This is a genomic window from Leifsonia araucanica (assembly GCF_051161895.1).
Lineage (GTDB): Bacteria > Actinomycetota > Actinomycetes > Actinomycetales > Microbacteriaceae > Leifsonia.
The window spans coordinates 1,887,006-1,909,044 of sequence record NZ_JBMBTW010000002.1 but is presented as its reverse complement, the minus strand read 5'-3'; the positions used below and the strand labels follow the sequence as shown (position 1 = coordinate 1,909,044).

General features: G+C 65.6%; 33 protein-coding genes. 32 read left to right on the top strand and 1 reads right to left on the bottom strand.

Translation table 11 applies throughout. The features are described from left to right. Positions 1 to 29: 29 nt before the first annotated feature. From ACN6M5_RS09205 to ACN6M5_RS09195, 3 genes are read left to right on the top strand one after another with little or no spacing between them, the layout of a single operon-like run. A complete protein-coding gene (locus tag ACN6M5_RS09205; protein ID WP_434949386.1) occupies positions 30 to 656 on the top strand; it encodes a hypothetical protein in 627 nt (208 codons plus the stop codon). Beyond that, the gene (locus ACN6M5_RS09200) at positions 653 to 1,255 is read left to right on the top strand and encodes an alpha/beta fold hydrolase (RefSeq protein WP_434949385.1); all 603 of its coding nucleotides are present in this window, start codon (positions 653 to 655) and stop codon (positions 1,253 to 1,255) included. The genes ACN6M5_RS09205 and ACN6M5_RS09200 overlap by 4 nt, the downstream gene beginning before the upstream one ends. Next, positions 1,252 to 2,142 (top strand): hypothetical protein, encoded by an 891-nt coding sequence (locus ACN6M5_RS09195; RefSeq protein ID WP_434949384.1) that lies wholly within the window; start codon positions 1,252 to 1,254, stop codon positions 2,140 to 2,142. The genes ACN6M5_RS09200 and ACN6M5_RS09195 overlap by 4 nt, the downstream gene beginning before the upstream one ends. Before the next feature lie 459 nt (positions 2,143 to 2,601). On the opposite strand, the gene ACN6M5_RS09190 is transcribed toward ACN6M5_RS09195, so the two are convergent. Next, positions 2,602 to 2,919, bottom strand: coding sequence for a hypothetical protein (locus tag ACN6M5_RS09190; protein WP_434949383.1), 318 nt, complete (start codon positions 2,917 to 2,919; stop codon positions 2,602 to 2,604). On the opposite strand from ACN6M5_RS09190, the gene ACN6M5_RS09185 reads away from it, so the two are divergent. The 29 genes from ACN6M5_RS09185 (at position 2,909) to rplO (ending at position 22,014) form a co-directional block, all read left to right on the top strand. Continuing rightward, entirely contained in the window at positions 2,909 to 4,219 is a 1,311-nt protein-coding gene (locus ACN6M5_RS09185) for an alpha/beta hydrolase (protein WP_434949382.1), read from the top strand. The two genes, ACN6M5_RS09190 and ACN6M5_RS09185, sit on opposite strands and share 11 nt — an antisense overlap. 68 nt (positions 4,220 to 4,287) lie before the next feature. Further along, on the top strand, positions 4,288 to 4,962 hold the full coding sequence (locus tag ACN6M5_RS09180) for a hypothetical protein (protein ID WP_434949381.1): 675 nt from the start codon (positions 4,288 to 4,290) through the stop codon (positions 4,960 to 4,962). Between the two features lie 125 nt (positions 4,963 to 5,087). After that, the gene (locus tag ACN6M5_RS09175; RefSeq protein WP_085368822.1) at positions 5,088 to 5,384 is read left to right on the top strand and encodes a WXG100 family type VII secretion target; all 297 of its coding nucleotides are present in this window, start codon (positions 5,088 to 5,090) and stop codon (positions 5,382 to 5,384) included. 387 nt (positions 5,385 to 5,771) lie between these two features. Further along, positions 5,772 to 6,146 carry a 30S ribosomal protein S12 gene (rpsL, locus tag ACN6M5_RS09170; RefSeq protein ID WP_055787040.1) on the top strand — a complete coding sequence of 125 codons (375 nt, stop codon included), beginning with the start codon at positions 5,772 to 5,774 and terminating at the stop codon, positions 6,144 to 6,146. Continuing rightward, positions 6,146 to 6,616 carry a 30S ribosomal protein S7 gene (rpsG, locus tag ACN6M5_RS09165; protein WP_055894744.1) on the top strand — a complete coding sequence of 157 codons (471 nt, stop codon included), beginning with the start codon at positions 6,146 to 6,148 and terminating at the stop codon, positions 6,614 to 6,616. The genes rpsL and rpsG overlap by 1 nt, the downstream gene beginning before the upstream one ends. A gap of 118 nt (positions 6,617 to 6,734) precedes the next feature. Continuing rightward, positions 6,735 to 8,849, top strand: coding sequence for an elongation factor G (gene fusA / locus ACN6M5_RS09160; RefSeq protein ID WP_085368821.1), 2,115 nt, complete (start codon positions 6,735 to 6,737; stop codon positions 8,847 to 8,849). 113 nt (positions 8,850 to 8,962) lie between these two features. After that, complete coding sequence (gene tuf, locus ACN6M5_RS09155) at positions 8,963 to 10,156, top strand: elongation factor Tu (protein WP_055894752.1); 1,194 nt, start codon at positions 8,963 to 8,965, stop codon at positions 10,154 to 10,156. Positions 10,157 to 10,568: 412 nt separating this feature from the next. Next, a complete protein-coding gene (locus ACN6M5_RS09150; RefSeq protein ID WP_434949380.1) occupies positions 10,569 to 11,450 on the top strand; it encodes a hypothetical protein in 882 nt (293 codons plus the stop codon). Positions 11,451 to 11,453: 3 nt separating this feature from the next. Beyond that, the gene (locus tag ACN6M5_RS09145; RefSeq protein WP_434949379.1) at positions 11,454 to 11,927 is read left to right on the top strand and encodes a hypothetical protein; all 474 of its coding nucleotides are present in this window, start codon (positions 11,454 to 11,456) and stop codon (positions 11,925 to 11,927) included. A 381-nt stretch (positions 11,928 to 12,308) separates the two neighbouring features. Continuing rightward, entirely contained in the window at positions 12,309 to 12,617 is a 309-nt protein-coding gene (rpsJ, locus tag ACN6M5_RS09140) for a 30S ribosomal protein S10 (RefSeq protein WP_005050520.1), read from the top strand. An 11-nt stretch (positions 12,618 to 12,628) separates the two neighbouring features. After that, positions 12,629 to 13,288 (top strand): 50S ribosomal protein L3, encoded by a 660-nt coding sequence (rplC, locus tag ACN6M5_RS09135; RefSeq protein WP_055894761.1) that lies wholly within the window; start codon positions 12,629 to 12,631, stop codon positions 13,286 to 13,288. Positions 13,289 to 13,292: 4 nt separating this feature from the next. Then, a complete protein-coding gene (gene rplD, locus ACN6M5_RS09130; protein WP_085368819.1) occupies positions 13,293 to 13,943 on the top strand; it encodes a 50S ribosomal protein L4 in 651 nt (216 codons plus the stop codon). Further along, complete coding sequence (gene rplW, locus ACN6M5_RS09125; protein WP_085368818.1) at positions 13,943 to 14,239, top strand: 50S ribosomal protein L23; 297 nt, start codon at positions 13,943 to 13,945, stop codon at positions 14,237 to 14,239. Before rplD ends, rplW begins: the two co-directional genes overlap by 1 nt. 26 nt (positions 14,240 to 14,265) lie before the next feature. After that, on the top strand, positions 14,266 to 15,105 hold the full coding sequence (gene rplB, locus ACN6M5_RS09120; RefSeq protein WP_055894771.1) for a 50S ribosomal protein L2: 840 nt from the start codon (positions 14,266 to 14,268) through the stop codon (positions 15,103 to 15,105). A 9-nt stretch (positions 15,106 to 15,114) separates the two neighbouring features. Further along, positions 15,115 to 15,396 carry a 30S ribosomal protein S19 gene (gene rpsS, locus ACN6M5_RS09115; RefSeq protein ID WP_055894775.1) on the top strand — a complete coding sequence of 94 codons (282 nt, stop codon included), beginning with the start codon at positions 15,115 to 15,117 and terminating at the stop codon, positions 15,394 to 15,396. Between the two features lie 24 nt (positions 15,397 to 15,420). Further along, complete coding sequence (rplV, locus tag ACN6M5_RS09110) at positions 15,421 to 15,813, top strand: 50S ribosomal protein L22 (protein WP_055894778.1); 393 nt, start codon at positions 15,421 to 15,423, stop codon at positions 15,811 to 15,813. Next, positions 15,813 to 16,589 (top strand): 30S ribosomal protein S3, encoded by a 777-nt coding sequence (gene rpsC / locus ACN6M5_RS09105; protein WP_085368817.1) that lies wholly within the window; start codon positions 15,813 to 15,815, stop codon positions 16,587 to 16,589. Before rplV ends, rpsC begins: the two co-directional genes overlap by 1 nt. A 2-nt stretch (positions 16,590 to 16,591) precedes the next feature. Beyond that, positions 16,592 to 17,011, top strand: a complete 420-nt coding sequence (gene rplP / locus ACN6M5_RS09100) for a 50S ribosomal protein L16 (protein WP_055894786.1) — start codon at positions 16,592 to 16,594, stop codon at positions 17,009 to 17,011. Then, positions 17,011 to 17,340: a 50S ribosomal protein L29 gene (rpmC, locus tag ACN6M5_RS09095; RefSeq protein WP_085368816.1), complete on the top strand. Its 330-nt coding sequence runs from the start codon at positions 17,011 to 17,013 to the stop codon at positions 17,338 to 17,340. The genes rplP and rpmC overlap by 1 nt, the downstream gene beginning before the upstream one ends. Further along, a complete protein-coding gene (rpsQ, locus tag ACN6M5_RS09090; RefSeq protein ID WP_055894793.1) occupies positions 17,340 to 17,645 on the top strand; it encodes a 30S ribosomal protein S17 in 306 nt (101 codons plus the stop codon). Before rpmC ends, rpsQ begins: the two co-directional genes overlap by 1 nt. Further along, entirely contained in the window at positions 17,642 to 18,010 is a 369-nt protein-coding gene (rplN, locus tag ACN6M5_RS09085; RefSeq protein ID WP_055894798.1) for a 50S ribosomal protein L14, read from the top strand. The genes rpsQ and rplN overlap by 4 nt, the downstream gene beginning before the upstream one ends. 3 nt (positions 18,011 to 18,013) lie before the next feature. Continuing rightward, positions 18,014 to 18,373 carry a 50S ribosomal protein L24 gene (rplX, locus tag ACN6M5_RS09080; RefSeq protein WP_085368815.1) on the top strand — a complete coding sequence of 120 codons (360 nt, stop codon included), beginning with the start codon at positions 18,014 to 18,016 and terminating at the stop codon, positions 18,371 to 18,373. Beyond that, the gene (gene rplE / locus ACN6M5_RS09075) at positions 18,373 to 18,960 is read left to right on the top strand and encodes a 50S ribosomal protein L5 (protein ID WP_085368814.1); all 588 of its coding nucleotides are present in this window, start codon (positions 18,373 to 18,375) and stop codon (positions 18,958 to 18,960) included. Before rplX ends, rplE begins: the two co-directional genes overlap by 1 nt. Before the next feature lie 103 nt (positions 18,961 to 19,063). Next, entirely contained in the window at positions 19,064 to 19,462 is a 399-nt protein-coding gene (rpsH, locus tag ACN6M5_RS09070) for a 30S ribosomal protein S8 (RefSeq protein ID WP_055894808.1), read from the top strand. 6 nt (positions 19,463 to 19,468) lie between these two features. Continuing rightward, a complete protein-coding gene (rplF, locus tag ACN6M5_RS09065) occupies positions 19,469 to 20,005 on the top strand; it encodes a 50S ribosomal protein L6 (RefSeq protein ID WP_085368813.1) in 537 nt (178 codons plus the stop codon). A 2-nt stretch (positions 20,006 to 20,007) separates the two neighbouring features. Then, complete coding sequence (gene rplR, locus ACN6M5_RS09060; protein ID WP_085368812.1) at positions 20,008 to 20,379, top strand: 50S ribosomal protein L18; 372 nt, start codon at positions 20,008 to 20,010, stop codon at positions 20,377 to 20,379. Continuing rightward, entirely contained in the window at positions 20,376 to 21,095 is a 720-nt protein-coding gene (rpsE, locus tag ACN6M5_RS09055; protein ID WP_082581390.1) for a 30S ribosomal protein S5, read from the top strand. Before rplR ends, rpsE begins: the two co-directional genes overlap by 4 nt. Beyond that, positions 21,095 to 21,280: a 50S ribosomal protein L30 gene (rpmD, locus tag ACN6M5_RS09050; protein WP_085368811.1), complete on the top strand. Its 186-nt coding sequence runs from the start codon at positions 21,095 to 21,097 to the stop codon at positions 21,278 to 21,280. Before rpsE ends, rpmD begins: the two co-directional genes overlap by 1 nt. Further along, a complete protein-coding gene (gene rplO / locus ACN6M5_RS09045; protein WP_168690046.1) occupies positions 21,280 to 22,014 on the top strand; it encodes a 50S ribosomal protein L15 in 735 nt (244 codons plus the stop codon). The genes rpmD and rplO overlap by 1 nt, the downstream gene beginning before the upstream one ends. Positions 22,015 to 22,039 lie beyond the last annotated feature (25 nt).

The following is a 22,039-nucleotide window of genomic DNA, read 5'->3' as shown; positions in this document are numbered from 1 at the left end:
AGGGTACCGGTGGGCGAAGGGGAGGCTCAGTGACGGCGAACGGAACACGGCGCGACATCGTCGACTTCAGCATCGGCACACCGGAGCGCTGGTATCCGATGCCGCTCGCGGAGGGCTCAGACCCGGACTGGCCGGCGCACCTCGCTGCATCCCTCGTCGACGACCAGGGGATGCGCGCCAAGCTCGCCGACGAACTCGCGTTCGCGCGCTCGCGCTTCCGCGAGATGCGCAACCCGGCGATGACCGCGGCGGTCTGGATCCCGTACCCGGAGATCGGCCGGGCAGGGGCGGCACTCGTCTTCTCGCTCGCCCCCATCGAGCTGGTCGGAACGCCGGACCAGTACGAGGAGGCGCTCGCTGCTCCCGTCGTCGAGCCGGATTCCGGCCAGAGCTATTTCGCCGTGCAGACCTGGCGCTCCGCCGTGGACGCCGGCGAACTGGTCGGATCTCACAACCTCATCGCCCACGCCCTCCCGGACGGCGGCGCCGAGCTGGAGGAGCGGGTCGTGGCGGTGGTCTACCCGCCGGACGCCGCACAGGTCGTGCAGTTCGTGGCGTCGGCGGAGAACCTCGGCGTGTTCACCGACATGGCCTCCGACGTGCAGGCGCTGGTCGCGACGCTCACGGTCACACTCGCGGACAGGGTGGACGCATGACGTACACCGCCCGTTCCCCGCAGGGCTCGTACTCGATCATCCTCCCCGGCACCTGGGCCGAGATCCCGCTGGTCGACGAGGAGACCATGCGCGAGCGCATCCGGACCCTGGTGCTGCAGCAGGTCGGCCGCAACGACCGCCTGGCGCGGATGAGACGGGATGCGCGCGAAGAGCTGGTGACTACGGCAGAGCGTGCGCGGGCCGCCGGCGCGACCGCGTTCTGGATGTCGCTCGAAGTCCTCCCCGGCATCCCGCTGCCCGCAGCCCTCATCGCGCGCGACCGCGCGTGGCCGGAGGAGGTCGACGCCGAGCGCCCTCTCGCCGAACGGCTCGCCGCCGCGACGCCCGGTGCGCAGCTCATCGAGCAGCGCACGGGACCGGTCGCCCGCATCCGGGAGATCGGCGAGGACGTCATCGGGGAGACGCGCGAGCCGTCCCTCTACCTCGAATACTCGGTGCCGTACCCGGCGGACGCCGGCCTGCTGACCATCAGCGTCTCCGCCCCCACCGCCCACGACCCCGAGCTGTACACGCTCTTCTTCGACGCGATCGTCGATTCCCTCACCTGGGCCGAACTGCAGACCGAGGAGGTCTCGTGACCGACGAACTGACCGAGGAGGCGCTCGCACAGCGCAGGGAGCGGGTCGCAGCATCCAACCGGGCGTTCGGGCGCGTGCTCAGCGTGGGCGGGGGCATCCTCGCCGCCATCGCGTTCGTGCTGCTGGTCGGCGGCGGCCTCGTCATGACCGCCGTTGCCGGAGGCCCTGACGACGGTTCGCTCGACGGCATCCGCGGCGTCGCCGCCGTCGCGATGGGCGCGACCCCCGGCGTGATCCTGCTGCTCGCCATGTGCGGCCTCGTCGCGGGCGAGCAGCTGCGCAGGGGTGCGATGAAGCGCAACCCGGCGCCTCCGGACACGGTGCTGCCGTCGGCGAGCATGGTCTCCCGCTTCCGCGTCCTCCCCGTCGGCTGGCACGTCTTCTGGATCGTCGTCGGCCTGCTGATCTCCGTGCTGCTCGTGCTGGTGCCGGTCGTCTCCTGGTTCACCGGCGGCTGGCCGGCGAGCGTCGGCGACGAGAACGACTTCTCGCGCTACTGGGTCATCTACGGCTCCATCGGCTTCGGCGTGACCGTCGCGGCGATCACCTCGCTCATCAAGAAGCTCTCCTACTACCGCGCGCAGGCCGCAGGAAAGGTGCAGCAGGGGGTGGATGCACCCGGGCGCCGCTTCTGGCGCTTCTTCGACTACCGCTGGCGCTTCGACCTCTGGCTCTCCGGTCTCGGCGGCGTGATCCTGGTGCTCGCGTTCACGCCGCTGTCCTCCGCCGTCGGCCCGACCTCGTCCAGCTCCGAGCTCGCAGACGCGCTGCCCTGGACCCTGTCGTTCTGCGCCCTCGGCCTCGTGCTGATCGTCGCCGGCATCGTCTGCGCGACGCAGTTCTGGCGCGCGGGCGAGGAGCTGGGCTCCGGGGAGTCCGCCGCGTAGGTCTCGACGTCTCCTTTTCACCCGCCGACTTGATATACAGAATAGTTTATCTAGACTGATATCAGGAATGCAAAGTTCCTCGCTGTTCGGGCGGGCTTCGCATTCGCCGTGGGCTCTGATGCCCGCGCAGGGTCGGTGAGTGCGGGGAGTTCTGGTCGGTATGCGGGTGGTGTTCGACGATGGTGCTGCCGACTCTCTGATCCGGGTGGTGTCGTCGGGTGCGCAACGGTTGCGGGATCAGGCTGGGGAGCGGCGTAGTAGTGCGGAGGGTGCTGCGGCGGATTTCTCTGGCGTGTTAGGGCGGTTGTTCGAGCAGGCGTGCGGGGCGGAGTCCGAGGACCGGATCCGGTTGGCGGTCGTGCTGGAGGAGTTGGCGGCTGGGCTGGCGGAGGCGAAGGTTCTGGCGCAGCGGGAGAAGGACCGGTTGACTGCGGTCGCGCAGTGGCGGGTGCGTGAGGATCAGCGGGTCAGGGACCGGGCGGCGGATCCCACCGGGCTTGTACATGCGGACAGTGCGCTGACCGATCCGGAGCCGTCTGCTGTGGCGGTGGCGCCGCCGACGGTGTCTGCGGCGTTCGCGTCCAGGGAGCGCCGCCGGACCGCGGACGGGTCGGCGAAGGGGAAGACGTCGGCGGATCCGGTGGCGTTGCGGGGGTTCGTGACCCGGTCGCGGGCGTTGAACGCGGTGTTGGAGTCGGAGGTGGCGGCGGTCAGGAACGCGTGGGCCGGGTTCGCTGCTGGATGTTCGTGGGTGCGGGTGGGCACGGTGACGTTCACGGGCGGGTTCGAGCGGATGCTGGCGGAGAACCACGCGGACGCGACCTGGATCGAGCGGGTCGCCGCCCAATTCGAGAAAGCCGGCGGTGGCACGCTGTCGCACACGGTGTTGAACAAGGCGGCCCGGTCAACGGTCCTGGACGTGGCGAAGGGGACGGCGTTCCAGAACTTCCTCAACGGGAACCTGTCCCCGGCCGAGGCGGCCGCGTACTGGAACTCCCTTGGCCTCGACGTCGACGAGATCCGGTTGCTGCCGCCGGAGACGCTGCTTCGCCTGTCAAGTCTGCCGGGGCTGCCGGCGGCAGCGCAGGATGCGGCGTCGCGCGAGTTCCTGAAGTACGCGCTGAAGCACCCGGAGGACGCGTACCGCATGATGGGCTTCGCCAACCCATGGAAGTATCCGCTGTACGGTTCCCCGTTCCGGACCAGCGAGGACCTCGACATTCAGCAGTTCACCGACCAGTTGCACGCGATCGACAACGCACTCAAGAAGGCGGACAAGGACGCGACTCAGCTTCCCGGAAACCCTGTCGTGCAGCTCATTGGGCTCGGTTCGCACGACGGTGCGCTGGTCGCGGCGATCTCGTTCGGGGACCTCGAGACCGCTTCCCATGTCGGGGTGAATGTGTCAGGGATGTACTCCGGCGTCGGCGACATGGAGAACGGGAATGAAGCAGCCGCCCAGCTGTACCGGAGTGCCCACGGCAAGAATAAGTCGGAGTCGTTTGCGGTGGTGAATTGGATCGGGTATCGGTCACCAACCGTGAACGACGTGCACGGCATGGACCGAGCAGAGTCCGGCGGGGAACAGTTGGCGGACTTCCTCAACGGCATACACGCCAGCCGACACCAAAGCGGAGTTCCGATCGAGCAGTTCAACGTGTACGCACACTCCTACGGATCAACCGTCGCCGTCGAAGCACTCAAACACCTCGACTTCGACATCGACGTTCTCGCCACATACGGTTCCGCAGGGGTGAAGAACGGCACCACCACCGACCAGCTACACGCCAAAGATGTCCTGGCCACCCACGCGGACGGGGACCCCATCGCCAAGCTCGGGCAGAGAGGCGGCAAGAAGCTCGACCCCCGCAACATCCCGGGCGTGAAGGAATTCAGCGCCGAGGACTCCGTCAGCGCGGATGGGGGAAAATTGAAGCGGACCACCATGCACGACATGTACCGAGAAGACGACGACCACTCGCCGTGGAATCTGTGGGCAGGCACCGTCGGCTACCTCTCACCAGACGCGACCGCGCACGACTACCTGGCCAGGATGCTCGCGAACGGGGCGAAATGACACGCGGCCGCGGACACGCTTCGACCCGTTCGCGATGGATAGCGGGTCTCGTGATGACAGTGTTGGCAATGAGCGTCAGCGGGTGCGCGGAAGTGGGAGCAATGATGACATCGACGGTGCAGGACGCGGCAGGAATGACCCGGGGCGAGGTCGAGCAGCTCACCCCGGAGCAACGGTTCGACCTCTACCGGGAGCGGTACGAGCGGGTGAAGGAGTTGATGACCGAGGCGCAGGAGCAGGTCAGTTCAGAATCATGGGACTGGCTCAGTGGTGGGGTGGGCGGACCGGCGCCGGGTTCGTACGCATACGATCCGCTGGCCGGTTCCACCGGACAGAACACGTATTGCTTCGACATGACGCGGTCGATCAACCCACCCGGCGCCACCGGGGAGCGGGCCGATGCCGAACCGGTCTACGACTACTTCGAATCGAAAGGATGGGCGGCAGAGCTCATCTGGATCGAGGACGAGCTCAGTCCGGGTTCCGGTCGTTACGACGTCCGCGCCATCACCGACGACGGCTACCGCCTGATCTACGAAGTGCAGGAAAACGGCCAATACAACATGAGCGTCATCAGCCAGCGGTTCTGGGGCGACCGGGATGAACTCTCCAGCGACATCACCTATCGCATCCCCAAAGGCCAGTTCTTCCCACCGGACGAGACCTCCGTCCCCGGCGTGTACATCCCGTTCCCGAAGTGGAGCGACCCGAAACTCTGGGGCCCCGACGTCGAAGAAGACTGATGCGGGCGGCGCGCCACCCGCATGGGGAGTGCTCCCCATTCCACTCCACCAGCATCCACGGATAGTTTGATATCACTGGTCGGCCGAGGGGTTGGCCTCTCGGACAACACGAAGGGAACGACATCATGGCAAACATGAACGTCACGTACGGCGAGATGACCGATGCCGCCAACCGCCTCATCTCGGGCAAGGACGACATCACCGCCAAGCTCCACGAACTGCAGAACCTGGTCAACGGACTCGTCAACGGCGGCTTCGTCACCGACCAGGCCTCCGGCGCATTCCACACCTCGTACGAGCAGTTCACCAAGGGCACGACCGACGCGGTGAACGGTCTCGACGGGATGTCGCAGTTCCTCACCAAGGCCGCTGACGCTCTGCAGAACGTCGACAGCGAGCTCGCCAAGGGCATCGGCGGCTGAGTCTCTCCGCCTCCACCGCGAAGCGCGGGCATCCACGATGGATGCCCGCGCTTCGCCGTATACTCCCAGCGGGGAGATCACGGGCTGCAGACGCGCCGCGCGCACCCGCATCCATTTGACCGGGCGCTGCCCGCGAGCTAAGATTTATCGGGTGTGCGCTCTGTCGCGCGCTCGTCTGGTGCCCAGGAATGGCCACCGCGAGTGGGCAGGCACGTACTCATCCGATGGGCAGGACAACCGCACGGGAGTCCAGCCCCCACGGCATATCGATGACGAACACTTCTGAACGTCGATCGGTCCCCCTGAGAAAAGACACGCCCAGCAGGGCGTGCCCTGGCTCGGGGAAGCAACACCTGTCACCGTGCAGTCCATATAAGGAGAAGTTCAGTGCCAACCATTCAGCAGTTGGTTCGGAAGGGCCGCAGCCCCAAGGTCACAAAGACCAAGGCGCCCGCCCTGAAGGCCAACCCCCAGCAGCGCGGCGTGTGCACCCGCGTCTACACCACCACCCCGAAGAAGCCGAACTCGGCTCTCCGCAAGGTGGCTCGCGTCAAGCTTTCCAACGGGACAGAGGTCACGGCCTACATCCCCGGTGAGGGCCACAACCTGCAGGAGCACTCGATGGTGCTCGTCCGCGGCGGTCGTGTGAAGGACCTCCCCGGTGTTCGCTACAAGATCGTCCGTGGCGCGCTGGACACCCAGGCCGTCAAGAACCGCAAGCAGGCTCGCAGCCGGTACGGCGCGAAGATGGAGAAGAAGTAATGCCTCGCAAGGGTCCAGCTCCCAAGCGCCCCGTCGTCGCAGACCCGGTCTACGGCGCACCGATCGTCAGCCAGCTCGTCAACAAGATCCTGCTCGACGGCAAGAAGGGCCTCGCAGAGCGCATCGTGTATGACGCGCTCGAAGGCGTCGCCTCCAAGTCCGGTCAGGATGCCGTCGTCACGCTCAAGAAGGCACTCGACAACGTCCGCCCGACCCTCGAGGTCCGCAGCCGCCGCGTCGGTGGCTCGACCTACCAGGTCCCCGTCGAGGTCAAGCCGCACCGCGCGAACACGCTCGCGCTGCGCTGGCTCACCAGCTACGCCAAGGGTCGTCGCGAGAAGACCATGACCGAGCGCCTCACCAACGAGATCCTCGACGCGTCGAACGGCCTCGGCGCCGCTGTCAAGCGTCGCGAGGACACGCACAAGATGGCCGAGTCGAACAAGGCCTTCGCGCACTACCGCTGGTAAATCCGGCTCGCTGGTAATCCCGGTTCGGGCATTACCACGCCGGTCCGGGTGTTGTACTCCACGGAGTGCCCCACCCGGGCCGGCACCCCTTCACCTTTCTACTTTTCGGAGGAACCCTGTGGCACAGGACGTGCTCACCGACCTGAACAAGGTCCGCAACATCGGCATCATGGCCCACATCGATGCCGGCAAGACCACTACGACCGAGCGCATCCTGTTCTACACGGGCGTCAACCACAAGATCGGCGAGACCCACGACGGCGCTTCGACGACCGACTGGATGGAGCAGGAGAAGGAGCGCGGCATCACCATCACGTCCGCGGCCGTCACCTGTTTCTGGAACAAGAACCAGATCAACATCATCGACACCCCGGGTCACGTGGACTTCACCGTCGAGGTGGAGCGTTCGCTCCGCGTCCTCGACGGCGCTGTCGCCGTCTTCGACGGCAAGGAGGGCGTCGAGCCCCAGTCCGAGACCGTCTGGCGTCAGGCCGACAAGTACAACGTCCCGCGCATCTGCTTCGTCAACAAGATGGACAAGCTCGGCGCCGACTTCTACTACACGGTCGACACCATCGTCAGCCGCCTCGGCGCCAAGCCGCTGGTGCTGCAGCTCCCGATCGGTTCCGAGTCCGCCTTCGAGGGCGTCGTCGACCTCATCGAGATGCGTGCGCTGACCTGGCGCGGTGACGCAAAGGGTGACGTCCAGATGGGCGCCAAGTACGCCATCGAGGAGATCCCGGCCGACCTGGTCGACAAGGCAAACGAGTACCGTCAGACGCTGCTCGAGACCGTCGCGGAGAGCGACGACGCACTGCTCGAGAAGTTCTTCGGCGGTGAGGAGCTCACGGTCGCAGAGATCAAGGGCGCCATCCGCAAGATGACGATCAACAGCGAGCTCTACCCGGTGCTCTGCGGTTCCGCGTTCAAGAACCGCGGCGTGCAGCCGATGCTCGACGCTGTGATCGACTTCCTTCCGTCGCCGATCGACGTTCCGGCCATCGAGGCTCACGACCCGCGCGACGAGGAGAAGGTCATCCTTCGCCACGCCGACGCGTCCGAGCCGTTCTCGGCCTTGGCCTTCAAAGTCGCCGTCCACCCGTTCTTCGGTCGTCTGACCTACGTGCGCGTGTACTCCGGCCGTGTCGACAGCGGTGCAGGCATCGTCAACTCGACCAAGGGCAAGAAGGAGCGCATCGGGAAGATCTTCCAGATGCACGCCAACAAGGAGAACCCGGTCGACTTCCTGACCGCTGGCAACATCTACGCCGTGATCGGCCTCAAGGACACCACCACCGGTGACACCCTGTGCGACCCGGACAACCAGGTCGTCCTCGAGTCGATGACGTTCCCCGAGCCCGTCATCGAGGTCGCGATCGAGCCGAAGACCAAGGCCGACCAGGAGAAGCTGGGCACCGCGATCCAGAAGCTCGCCGAGGAAGACCCGACGTTCCGCACCGAGCAGAACCAGGAGACCGGTCAGACGGTCATCAAGGGTATGGGTGAGCTTCACCTGGACATCCTGGTCGACCGCATGAAGCGCGAGTTCAACGTCGAGGCCAACGTCGGCAAGCCCCAGGTGGCCTACCGCGAGACCATCCGTCGCGCGGTCGAGAAGTACGACTACACCCACAAGAAGCAGACCGGTGGTTCTGGCCAGTTCGCCAAGATCCAGATCACGATCGAGCCGATGGATGTCACGCCGGAGACGAGCTACGAGTTCGTCAACGCTGTGACGGGTGGCCGCGTCCCGCGCGAGTACATCCCCTCGGTCGACCACGGTATCCAGGACGCGATGCAGGTGGGTGTTCTCGCCGGCTTCCCGACCGTGGGTGTCAAGGCCACCCTCGTGGATGGCGCTTCGCACGACGTCGACTCCTCGGAGATGGCGTTCAAGATCGCCGGCTCGATGGCCTACAAGGAGGCCGCGCGCAAGGCGAACCCCGTGCTCCTCGAACCGCTCATGGCGGTCGAGGTTCGCACGCCGGAAGAGTACATGGGCGATGTGATCGGTGACCTCAACTCACGACGTGGTCAGATCCAGTCGATGGAGGACGCGAGCGGGGTCAAGGTGATCCGCGCGAACGTTCCGCTGTCGGAGATGTTCGGGTACATCGGCGACCTGCGGTCGAAGACCTCGGGCCGTGCGGTCTACTCGATGACCTTCGACAGCTACGCGGAGGTTCCCAAGGCTGTTGCCGACGAGATCGTCCAGAAGAACAAGGGCGAGTGACTCCGGTCACCCTCCTTTCGCAGTATCCCGTAACATAGATAAACAATCCCGTAGAGTTGCCGGCCGGAAACCATCGGCCGGGGCTTCTACACGAGAGTCCTGAGGAGGACCCAGTGGCTAAGGCCAAGTTCGAGCGGACTAAGCCGCACGTCAACATCGGAACCATCGGTCACGTCGACCACGGAAAGACGACGCTCACTGCGGCGATCTCGAAGGTGCTTGCTGACAAGTACCCGTCGGCGACCAACGTTCAGCGCGACTTCGCGTCGATCGACTCGGCTCCGGAAGAGCGTCAGCGCGGTATCACGATCAACATCTCGCACGTCGAGTACGAGACCCCGAAGCGCCACTACGCGCACGTTGACGCCCCTGGGCACGCCGACTACATCAAGAACATGATCACCGGTGCCGCTCAGATGGACGGCGCGATCCTCGTGGTCGCCGCTACCGACGGCCCGATGGCGCAGACCCGTGAGCACGTGCTGCTCGCGAAGCAGGTCGGTGTTCCGTACCTGCTCGTCGCGCTCAACAAGTCCGACATGGTCGACGACGAGGAGATCCTGGAGCTCGTCGAGCTCGAGGTTCGCGAGCTTCTGTCGAGCCAGGACTTCGATGGCGACAACGCCCCCGTCGTTCGCGTCTCGGGCCTCAAGGCTCTCGAGGGCGACGAGAAGTGGGTCGAGTCGATCGTCGAGCTCATGGACGCCGTCGACAACTCCATCCCCGACCCGGTGCGCGACAAGGACAAGCCGTTCCTGATGCCGATCGAGGACGTCTTCACGATCACCGGTCGTGGAACCGTCGTCACCGGCCGCGCCGAGCGTGGAACCCTCGCCATCAACTCCGAGGTCGAGATCGTCGGCATCCGCCCGACGCAGAAGACCACGGTCACTGGTATCGAGATGTTCCACAAGCAGCTCGACGAGGCATGGGCCGGCGAGAACTGTGGTCTGCTCCTCCGTGGAACCAAGCGTGAGGACGTCGAGCGCGGTCAGGTCGTCGTGAAGCCGGGTTCGGTTACGCCGCACACCAACTTCGAGGGCACCGCGTACATCCTGTCCAAGGATGAGGGTGGGCGTCACAACCCGTTCTACGCGAACTACCGTCCGCAGTTCTACTTCCGCACCACCGACGTCACCGGCGTCATCACGCTGCCCGAGGGCACCGAGATGGTCATGCCCGGCGACACCACCGACATGACGGTCGAGCTGATCCAGCCGATCGCTATGGAGGAGGGCCTCGGCTTCGCCATCCGTGAGGGTGGCCGCACCGTGGGCGCTGGTACGGTCACGAAGATCATCAAGTAGTCTTCTCCGACTGCTCGGAAAGGGGCTGGACCGAAAGGTCCGGCCCCTTTTTACATCCCCCCATCGGGTCCTGGACGTTTGCTCCAGGGGGTTTACCTCCCGCTGGGCGAAGCGCAGAATGAGGACACCGTTTCAACCGGACGGTTCCGTCGATGAAGGGAGAGCGTATGGATATCCATGACCTCGCAAACCAGGCCAACCCGCAGACAGGCATTCGGACGGAAAGTTCGGGAGTCGCGTAAGCGGTCCCATTGGCATTAGCACGGGGTGACGGCGCGAGGCGTCACCCGAGCGGGGCTCCGGCGTTCAGCCGGGCCCCGCTCTTCGTGTCCGGCGTTCTCCACACCCCCACGTTCTCCACCGATCCATCCGACCGGCCCCACCAGACGACCACCCGGCCGATGCTGGATGCATGACCACTCCAGCCCTCTCCCACCAGCTTCTCGCCGTCGTCGATCCAGCGGACGCCTCGCGCCACGCATCCCGAGGTCGCGCCCGCGTGCGCGACGACTATCTCGCGCGCTTGCGCACCCTCGCCGCCGTGCGTCCGGTGGCTCCCGTGTTCAGCCACTGGTCGGCCGCCGTCGTCCACGGGCTCCCCATGCTCGGCCCTCCTCCGGCCACCATCCACATCCTGGGTCGCAGCGGGGTCGACGAGCGCGCGTGGCGCGGCATCGTGGAGCACAGGGCGCGCGCCGGGGACGCCACCGTGGTGCGTCGCGGACTGGCCGCGACCTCGGTGGCGGCGACGGTCGCAGACCTGGCGGCGCGTGGCTCCTTCGTCGGCGGGGTGGTTGCTGCCGACCACGCAGTCTCGGCCGGCGCGTTCGGGGAACGGACGCCGCTGGCGACCAGGGAGGCTCTCGTAACGGCGGCGGCGCACCTGCGCGATCCGGTTGAGCGAACGCGCGCGCTAAAGGCCGCGGCCTTCTGCGACGGCAGGGCGGAGAGTCCGATCGAGTCGGTGAGCAGGGCCGTCATGGACATCCTTGGTCTTCCCCCGCCGGAGCTGCAGCACGAGGTCGACCTGCCGGGGATCACCGCCCGCGTCGACTTCGCGTGGCCGCGGCTCGGCGTCATCGGAGAGGCAGACGGGGACGTGAAGATCGCCGACCCGCGGATGCTGGCCGGTCGCTCACCGATGCAGGTGCTGCGCAGCCAGCTCGCGCGCCAGCGGGCCATCGAGAAGGAGACGGGGATGCGCGTGGTCCGCTGGGGCTGGGACACCGCCCGTCGTGCAGACCGTCTCGGACCGCTGCTGGCGCGTCACGGGGTGCTGCCGATAAGGTCCTGAGCCATGGGCTACTTCGTGCTCGTGATCGCGCAGACCGTGGTGCTTCCGGTCGTCTCCGGTTCGATCGAGCTGGCGCTGGGCGGGGGAGACCCCGTGCTGGTCTTCGGCAAGTGGTGGGTGTTCTGGGGAGTCGGCACGCGGCTGCTCGTTGCCGGCGTCGCGCAGGTCTCCGGACGGGGGCCGACCACGGTGATCCTGGGCGCTGCCACGCCGACCGTGCAGGAGAAGCAGCTCACGCGCGAACTCGGCACGGCCAACCTCGGCATGGGGATGGCCGGCCTGCTGGCAGTCGTTCCCGGGTGGGCCCTCCCCGCGGGGATCGCGGGCGGCGTCTTCCTCCTGATCGCCGGGCTCATGCACCTGCCGAAGAGGGGCAAGAACGCGCAGGAGACGCTCGCGACGTGGACGGATCTGCTGGTCGGGATCGTCGTCGTCGTGCTCGCCGTCGACGTGATCGTCCGGGCCTTCTCGGGCTGAGAGCTCGCGCGAAGCGGCGTGCGACGCGCCCGCGACACGCCCGGGTTGCAGCTTGGGCCGGAGTCTGGCAAACTTGTCTAGTTCAACATTTCGGAACGAGTGCGCTCATGTGCGCTCCGAACGGATCACTGCCAGGCAGTGCATAGCCCACCGAGACGCCGCCAGGCGGCATTCGGAAGATGGTTAGGCCGCGGGTAGAAGAGCAAAGCTTAATCGACAACCTCGAAGACAAGGGTTCACCCATGTCCGCGGGCGGTCGATGAGTTGACAGAAGAATAGTGGCGTTCCCCAACAAGCGTTCGTCGCATCCGCGTCCAATGCGAGTCAGGTTCTCTCGGGAGCCGGTCTCGTACGACGCCATAACAAGAGAGTGAGTCAGACATGGCGGGACAGAAGATCCGCATCCGGCTTAAGTCGTATGACCACGAGGTCATCGACACCTCGGCGCGCAAGATCGTCGACACGGTTACCCGTGCAGGCGCTACCGTCGTCGGCCCGGTGCCCCTTCCCACCGAGAAGAACGTGGTGTGTGTCATCCGTTCTCCCCACAAGTACAAGGACAGCCGTGAGCACTTCGAGATGCGCACGCACAAGCGGCTGATCGACATCATCGACCCGACGCCGAAGGCCGTCGACTCGCTCATGCGTCTCGACCTGCCCGCCGACGTCAACATCGAGATCAAGCTCTAAGGGGGAGTGCCATGTCGAACATCGAAACCAAGACCTCCCGTGGCCTCCTCGGCAAGAAGCTCGGAATGACCCAGGTCTGGGATGAGAACAACAAGCTCATCCCCGTGACCGTCATCGAGATCACGCCGAACGTCGTCACCCAGGTCCGCACCCCCGAGGTCGACGGCTACAACGCCGTCCAGATCGCCTACGGCCAGATCGACCCGCGCAAGGTCAACAAGCCGTCGGCAGGTCACTTCGACAAGGCCGGCGTCACGCCGCGCCGTCACCTCACCGAGGTCCGCACCGCAGACGCCGCCGAGTACTCGGCCGGCCAGGAGCTCACCGTCGACGCCACGTTCGAGGCCGGCCAGCTGGTCGACGTCGTCGGAACGTCCAAGGGTAAGGGCTTCGCCGGTGTGATGAAGCGTCACAACTTCAAGGGTGTCTCCGCCTCGCACGGTGCGCACCGCAACCACCGCAAGCCGGGTTCCATCGGCGCCTCCTCGACCCCGAGCCGTGTCTTCAAGGGCATGCGCATGGCCGGTCGCATGGGTGGCGAGCGTGTGACCGTTCTGAACCTCAAGGTTCAGGCCGTCGACGCAGAGAAGGGCCTCCTGCTGGTCAAGGGCGCCGTTCCCGGCGCTCGCGGCCGCATCGTTTTCGTCCGCAACGCAGTGAAGGGGGCCTAGTCGCATGGCTACCTCGATTGACGTTCTCGATGTCAAGGGCAAGAAGGCAGGCTCTGTCGAGCTTCCCGCCGAGCTCTTCGACGTCCAGACCAACATTCCGCTGATCCACCAGGTCGTCGTCGCGCAGCTCGCTGCGGCGCGTCAGGGAACTCACAAGACCAAGCGTCGTGGTGAGGTCTCCGGTGCAGGTCGCAAGCCGTTCAAGCAGAAGGGAACCGGTCGCGCTCGTCAGGGCTCGATCCGCGCCCCTCAGATGACCGGTGGTGGCATCGTCCACGGACCGGTGCCCCGCAGCTATGCGCAGCGCACCCCCAAGAAGATGATCGCCGCTGCTCTGCTCGGTGCTCTCTCCGACCGCGCCCGCGGAAGCCGCCTGCACGCCGTCGAGTCGCTCGCCCTCGGTGAGACCCCGTCGACCAAGGCCGTCGCAGAGTACCTCGCCACTGTCGCCACCTCGAAGCACGTCCTCATCGTGCTCGAGCGCGACGACGCGGTGAGCCTCAAGAGCGTCCGCAACCTGCCCACCGTCCACACGCTGACCTTCGACCAGCTGAACGCGTACGACGTGCTCGTCAGTGACGACATCGTCTTCACGAAGGGTGCGCTCGAAGGCTTCATCGCCTCGAAGTCCAACAAGGAAGAGGTGAACGCGTAATGGCCGTCAACAAGGACCCGCGCGACATCATCATCGCCCCGGTCGTCTCTGAGAAGAGCTACGGCCTGATCGACGAGGGCAAGTACACGTTCGTCGTCGACCCGCGTTCGAACAAGACCGAGATCAAGCTCGCCATCGAGAGCATCTTCAAGGTCCAGGTCGCCTCGATCAACACCCTGAACCGTCAGGGCAAGACGCGTCGCACCAAGTTCGGCACCGGCAAGCGCAAGGACACCAAGCGTGCCATCGTCACGCTCAAGTCCGGTTCCATCGACATCTTCACGGCAGTTGGCTAAGGCCGGGATCTAGAGGAAAACAGACAATGGCTATTCGTAAGTACAAGCCCACGACCCCCGGTCGTCGCGGTTCGAGCGTTGCCGACTTCGCTGAGATCACCCGGTCGACGCCCGAGAAGTCGCTGCTCCGTCCGCTGTCGAAGACCGGTGGCCGCAACAACCAGGGCCGCATCACGACCCGTCACATCGGTGGTGGCCACAAGCGCCAGTACCGCGTGATCGACTTCCGTCGCAACGACAAGGACGGCGTCAACGCGAAGGTCGCTCACATCGAGTACGACCCCAACCGCACCGCACGTATCGCGCTGCTCCACTTCGTGGACGGCACCAAGCGCTACATCCTGGCCCCGAACAAGCTGTCGCAGGGCGACATCGTCGAGTCGGGTGCAGGCGCGGACATCAAGCCGGGCAACAACCTGCCGCTTCGCAACATCCCCACCGGTACCGTGATCCACGCGATCGAGCTCAAGCCGGGCGGTGGCGCAAAGCTCGCCCGTTCGGCCGGCGCTTCCGTGCGTCTCGTCGCCAAGGACGGCCCGTACGCGCAGCTCCGTCTGCCGTCGGGTGAGATCCGCAACGTGGATGCACGCTGCCGCGCGACGATCGGCGAGGTCGGCAACGCCGAGCAGTCGAACATCAACTGGGGCAAGGCAGGCCGCATGCGCTGGAAGGGCGTCCGCCCGACCGTCCGTGGTGTTGCCATGAACCCGATCGACCACCCGCACGGTGGTGGTGAGGGCAAGACCTCCGGTGGTCGTCACCCGGTCAGCCCGTGGGGTCAGAAGGAAGGCCGCACCCGCCACCCGAACAAGGAAAGCGACAAGCTCATCGTGCGTCGTCGTACTGTCGGCAAGAAGCGTAAGTAGGAGTAGAAGATGCCACGCAGTCTCAAAAAGGGCCCCTTCGTCGACGACCACCTGCTTCGCAAGGTTGTCGCCGCGAACGAGGCCAACAGCAAGAACGTGATCAAGACCTGGTCGCGCCGCTCGATGATCGTCCCGGCCATGCTGGGTCACACCATCGCGGTGCACGACGGTCGCAAGCACATCCCGGTGTTCGTCACCGAGACCATGGTTGGGCACAAGCTCGGTGAGTTTGCTCCCACCCGCACCTTCCGTGGACACGTGAAGGACGACAAGAAGGGTCGTCGCCGCTAACGCGGTGACGTAAGGAGGAGAGAAATGGTGGAGTCGATCGCACGCGTGCGACACATCCGCGTGACCCCCCAGAAGGCTCGTCGCGTCGTCAACCTGATTCGCGGCAAGCAGGCACAGGAGGCCCTGGCCATCCTGAAGTTCGCCCCGCAGGGTGCGAGCGAGCCGGTGTACAAGCTCGTCGCCTCGGCGATCGCCAATGCGCGAGTCAAGGCCGACCAGTCGAACACTTATCTGGACGAGCAGGACCTGTACGTGAGCAGCGCATTCGTTGACGAGGGCACGACCCTCAAGCGCTTCCAGCCGCGTGCACAGGGCCGGGCCTTCCGCATCAACAAGCGCACCAGCCACATCACGATCGTCCTCGCGACGCCGGATGAGGCCGCAGCTGCCAAGGCTACGAAGAAGGCGAGCAAGTAATGGGTCAGAAAGTCAATCCATACGGCTTCCGTCTGGGCATCACCACCGACCACGTGTCGCGGTGGTTCTCGGACAGCACCAAGCCGGGTCAGCGGTACAGTGACTACCTCGCCGAGGACGTCAAGATCCGTCGTCTGCTGCAGACGTCGCTCGACCGCGCGGGTGTTTCCCGCATCGAGATCGAGCGCACCCGTGACCGTGTCCGCGTCGACATCCACACCGCCCGCCCGGGCATCGTGATCGGTCGTCGTGGCGCAGAGGCAGAGCGCATCCGCGCCGACCTCGAGAAGCTCACGGGCAAGCAGATCCAGCTGAACATCCTCGAGGTCAAGAACCCCGAGGCCGACGCTCAGCTCGTCGCTCAGGGCATCGCGGAGCAGCTCTCCGCACGTGTGGCGTTCCGCCGCGCGATGCGCAAGGGCCTGCAGGGCGCCCAGCGCGCAGGCGCCAAGGGTGTCCGCATCCAGGTGTCCGGCCGTCTCGGCGGCGCTGAGATGAGCCGCTCGGAGTTCTACCGCGAGGGCCGTGTGCCGCTGCACACGCTCCGCGCCAACATCGACTACGGCTTCTACGAGGCCAAGACCACTTTCGGTCGCATCGGTGTCAAGGTGTGGATCTACAAGGGCGACATCACGAACAAGGAGCTTGCTCGCGAGCAGGCCAACCAGAAGCCGTCGCGCGAGCGCAACGACCGTGACCGTCCGCGTCGCGGCGGTGGCCGGGGCAACGCCCCTGCAGCCGAGAGCGCGCCGGCCGCAGCAGGAGTTGAGGCATAACCATGTTGATCCCACGTAGAGTCAAGCACCGCAAGCAGCACCACCCCGGCCGTTCCGGCCAGGCCACTGGTGGCACGAAGGTCTCCTTCGGCGAGTTCGGCATCCAGGCCCTGACCCCCGCGTACGTGACGAACCGTCAGATCGAGTCCGCTCGTATCGCGATGACCCGTCACATCAAGCGTGGTGGCAAGGTGTGGATCAACATCTACCCCGACCGTCCGCTCACGAAGAAGCCGGCCGAAACCCGCATGGGTTCCGGTAAGGGTTCCCCCGAGTGGTGGGTCGCCAACGTCAAGCCGGGTCGAGTCCTCTTCGAGGTCTCTGGTGTCAGCGAGGAACTCGCTCGCGAGGCCATGACCCGTGCAATTCACAAGCTGCCCCTCAAGGCACGCATCATCAAGCGCGAGGAGGGCGACGCGTAATGGCGATCGGATCCAAGGAGCTCGCATCCGCAGAGCTCGACACTTTCGAAGACGAGCGTCTCGTCGACGAGCTGAAGAAGGCCAAGGAAGAGCTGTTCAACCTGCGCTTCCAGTCGGCCACCGGCCAGCTCGAGAGCCACGGCCGCCTGCGCGCCGTGAAGCGCGACATCGCTCGTATCTACACGGTCATCCGTGAGCGCGAGCTCGGCATCAGGGCCACCCCGGCCCCCGCCGAGGTCGCCGACGCGAAGGCTGAGAAGAAGACCAAGGCGAAGAAGGCCGCCCCCGCGGCCGCCGACGCCGAGACTGAGACTGAGGAGGCCAAGTAATGGCTGAGACCACCAAGGCTGCGGCCGCGGAGTCGGCGGCCGACGAGGCCCTCGTCCGCGGGTACCGCAAGGCCCGTCGCGGTTACGTCGTCAGCGACAAGATGGACAAGACCATCGTCGTCGAGGTCGAAGACCGCGTGAAGCACCCCCTGTACGGCAAGGTCATCCGCCGCACCTCCAAGGTGAAGGCGCACGATGAGAGCAACAGCGCCGGCATCGGCGACCTCGTTCTCATCAACGAAACCCGTCCGCTGAGCGCCTCCAAGCGGTGGCGCCTGGTTGAGATTCTGGAGAAGGCCAAGTGATTCAGCAGGAATCCCGAGTCAAGGTCGCCGATAACACGGGCGCCAAGGAGCTCCTCACGATTCGCGTGCTCGGCGGCTCCGGCCGTCGTTACGCCGGCCTGGGCGACACGATCGTCGCCACGGTCAAGGACGCGATCCCCGGCGGCAACGTCAAGAAGGGCGACGTCGTCAAGGCTGTCATCGTGCGCGTGGTGAAGAACACCCGCCGCCCGGACGGCTCATACATCAAGTTCGATGAGAACGCCGCAGTGATCTTGAAGAACGACGGGGACCCCCGCGGTACCCGCATCTTCGGACCGGTCGGTCGCGAACTCCGCGACAAGAAGTTCATGAAGATCATCTCGCTGGCCCCGGAGGTGCTGTAACACATGGCGAACATCAAGAAGGGCGACCTGGTCCAGGTCATCTCCGGTGCGTCGCAGGCGCGCGGAGGCGACAAGGGCAAGCAGGGTCGCGTCATCGAGGTTCTCGTCGAGAAGAACCGCGTGATCGTCGAGGGCGTCAACTTCGTCACCAAGCACGTCCGCGTCGGACAGACGCAGCGTGGCACGAAGACCGGCGGCATCGAGACGCACGAGGCTCCGATCCACGTCTCCAACGTGGCGCTCGTCGACCCCGAGACCAAGAAGCCGACCCGCGTCGGTTTCCGCAACGAGACTGTCACGAAGGACGGCGTCACCAAGACGGTCCGCGTTCGTTACGCCAAGAAGTCAGGTAAGGACCTGTAATGACCGACACTGCAACCGCTGCTGGCAAAATCCAGCCGCGTCTCAAGCAGAAGTACAAGAACGAGATCGCAGCGCAGCTGTCCAAGGACCTCGGCTTCACCAACCCGCACCAGGTGCCGGGTCTCGTGAAGATCGTCGTCAACATGGGCGTCGGCGAGGCTGCTCGTGACGGCAAGGTCATGGATGGTGCGGTCGCAGACCTCACCAAGATCACCGGTCAGAAGCCGCAGGTCACCAAGGCCCGCAAGTCCATCGCGCAGTTCAAGCTGCGCGAGGGTCAGCCGATCGGCGCGCACGTCACGCTGCGCGGCGACCGCATGTGGGAGTTCCTCGACCGCCTGCTGTCTCTTGCACTTCCCCGTATCCGCGACTTCCGCGGTCTGTCGGACAAGCAGTTCGACGGAACGGGCAACTACACCTTCGGTCTCACGGAGCAGGCGATGTTCCACGAGATCGACCAGGACCGCATCGACCGCGTCCGCGGAATGGACATCACTGTGGTGACCACCGCGAAGAACGACGAAGAGGGCCGCGCGCTGCTCAAGCAGCTCGGCTTCCCCTTCCGTTCCAACGAGGCCGCGAACTAGTCCTCACCCTGTCGGGCCGGCCGATCCGGCCGGCCCGCTTCCACCACAGGTCGTCAGTCGTGTAACGGCTGAACGAAACCTGGTGAACAAAGGAAACACCGAAATGACAATGACAGATCCGGTCGCAGACATGCTGACCAGACTGCGCAACGCGAACTCGGCGCACCACGACACCGTGTCGATGCCGCACTCGAAGCTCAAGGCGCACATCGCCGACATCCTCAAGTCCGAGGGTTACATCGCGAGCTGGGAGGTCAGCGACGCACGCGTCGGCCAGACCCTCACGCTCGGTCTGAAGTTCGGACCGAACCGCGAGCGTTCCATCGCCGGCATCAAGCGCGTCTCCAAGCCCGGACTCCGCGTCTACGCGAAGTCCACCGAGATCCCCAAGGTTCTCGGCGGCCTCGGCGTCGCCATCCTGTCCACCTCCTCCGGTCTGCTCACCGACCGTCAGGCTGAGAAGAAGGGCGTGGGTGGGGAAGTCCTCGCCTACGTGTGGTAGTTCGTCATGTCGCGTATTGGAAGACTGCCCATCAGCATCCCTGCCGGGGTTGATGTGAAGATCGACGGCCAGGCCGTCACCGTCAAGGGCCCGAAGGGCGAGCTCAGCCTCGTCGTCGCCAGCCCGATCGAGGTCAAGCTGGAAGAGGGCCAGGTGCTCGTCACCCGTCCCGACGACGAGCGCGCATCGCGTTCGCTGCACGGCCTGACCCGCACCCTGATCAACAACCAGATCATCGGCGTCACCGAGGGTTACTCCAAGGGACTCGAGATCGTCGGCACCGGTTACCGTGTCGCGCAGAAGGGCGCGGGCGTCGAGTTCGCTCTCGGCTTCTCGCACCCGGTCAACGTCGAGCCGCCCGCGGGTATCACGTTCACGGTCGAGGGCAACAACAAGCTCACGGTCAGTGGTATCGACAAGCAGGCCGTCGGTGAGGTCGCCGCCAACATCCGTAAGATCCGCAAGCCCGAGCCCTACAAGGGCAAGGGTGTGCGCTACGCCGGCGAGGTTGTCCGCCGCAAGGCCGGAAAGGCTGGTAAGTAACCATGGCTCTCGGAACCAGAGGAAAGAGCAAGTCCGCAGCACGCGGCCGCCGTCACACCCGGCTCCGCAAGAAGGTCGAGGGCACCGCGGTCCGTCCGCGTCTGGTCGTCAACCGCTCGGCACGTCACGTCTTCGTCCAGATCGTCGACGACAGCAAGGGTCACACCCTCGCGTCTGCTTCGACCATGGAGGCGGACCTCCGCAGCTTCGACGGTGACAAGACCGCCAAGGCACGCAAGGTCGGCGAGCTCGTCGCCGAGCGCGCCAAGAGCGCTGGCGTCGACGCCGTCGTATTCGACCGTGGAGGCAGCAAGTACGCAGGTCGCGTCGCAGCTGTCGCCGAAGGAGCTCGAGAGGGTGGATTGAACCTGTGAGCGACGAACAGAACAACAAGGAGCAGACCGTGGCCTCTGAGCAGACGACCGACGCCCAGGCGCCGGTTGAGACTGCGGCATCGACCACCAACACCCAGAGCGAGCCCCGTGAGGCCCGCCGTGGTGGTCGCGAGCGCAACCCCAACCGTGATCGCGGCAGCCGCGACCAGGACAAGAGCCAGTTCCTCGAGCGCGTTGTGACCATCAACCGCGTCTCGAAGGTCGTCAAGGGTGGACGTCGCTTCAGCTTCACCGCCCTCGTCGTCGTCGGAGACGGCAACGGTCTGGTCGGTGTCGGCTACGGCAAGGCCCGCGAGGTCCCGCTGGCGATCTCGAAGGGCGTCGAGGAGGCGAAGAAGAACTTCTTCCGCGTCCCGCGCGTCGGCAACACCATCCCGCACCCCGTCCAGGGTGAGGCTGCAGCCGGTGTGGTGCTCCTGCGCCCCGCCGCGGCAGGTACCGGTGTTATCGCCGGTGGCCCGGTCCGCGCCGTCCTCGAGTGCGCCGGTATCCACGACGTCCTGAGCAAGTCGCTCGGTTCGTCCAACACGATCAACATCGTGCACGCGACCGTCGAGGCGCTGCAGCAGCTCGAGGAACCTCGCGCCGTTGCCGCTCGCCGTGGACTCGACTACGACCAGGTGGCTCCGGCTCGCCTGCTGCGTGCCGAGGCCCAGGCGGCAGAGGCCGCCGCGACCGCGAAGGCAGGTGCCTGATGGCTGCGCGTCTGAAGATCACGCAGATCAAGTCCAAAGTAAGTGAGAAGCAGTACCAGCGCGACACCCTTCGCAGCCTGGGACTCAAGCGCATCGGTGACGTCGTCGTTCGCGAGGACAACTCGCAGAACCGCGGGTACGTCAAGACCGTCGCTCACCTTGTCAAGGTCGAGGAGATTGACTAATGGCTGACGAAAAGGAAGCAACCACCAAGGCTGCCGCCAAGCCGGCCGCCGAGAAGAAGGCAGCTGCTGCCAAGGCTCCGGCCAAGGCCGCTGCTGAGAAGGCTCCGGCCAAGAAGGCTCCGGCGAAGGCCGCTGCCGACAAGCCGGCCGCCGAGAAGAAGGCGCCTGCTGCGAAGGCTCCGGCCGCCAAGGCTCCTGCCAAGGCTGCCGCAGCGTCGAAGGACGAGACCGTCGCCAAGGCTGACAAGCCCGCCGCGAAGGCCCCGGCCAAGAAGGCAGCGCCCTCGGAGACCCGCGAGCACGTGCTCAAGGTTCACCACCTCCGTCCAGCAGCAGGTGCCAAGAAGGACCGCACCCGCGTCGGACGCGGTGAGGGCTCGAAGGGTAAGACGGCCGGCCGTGGTACCAAGGGTACGAAGGCTCGCTACTCGGTCCGCCCCGGATTCCAGGGTGGCCAGCTGCCGTTCCACATGCGTGCTCCGAAGCTTCGCGGCTTCAAGAACCCGTTCCGCGTCGAGTACCAGGTCGTGAACCTGGAGAAGCTCGCCGAGCTCTACCCGTCGGGTGGTGACGTCACCGTCACCGATCTCGTCGCCAAGGGCGCCGTTCGCAAGAACGAGAAGGTCAAGGTTCTCGGCAACGGGGACATTGCGGTTAAGCTGAACGTTGCGGTCGACAAGGTCTCCGGCTCTGCGGAGCAGAAGATCGTCGCCGCGGGTGGCTCGGTCAAGTAGCCACACCGTAAAGCTGTACAGTCGG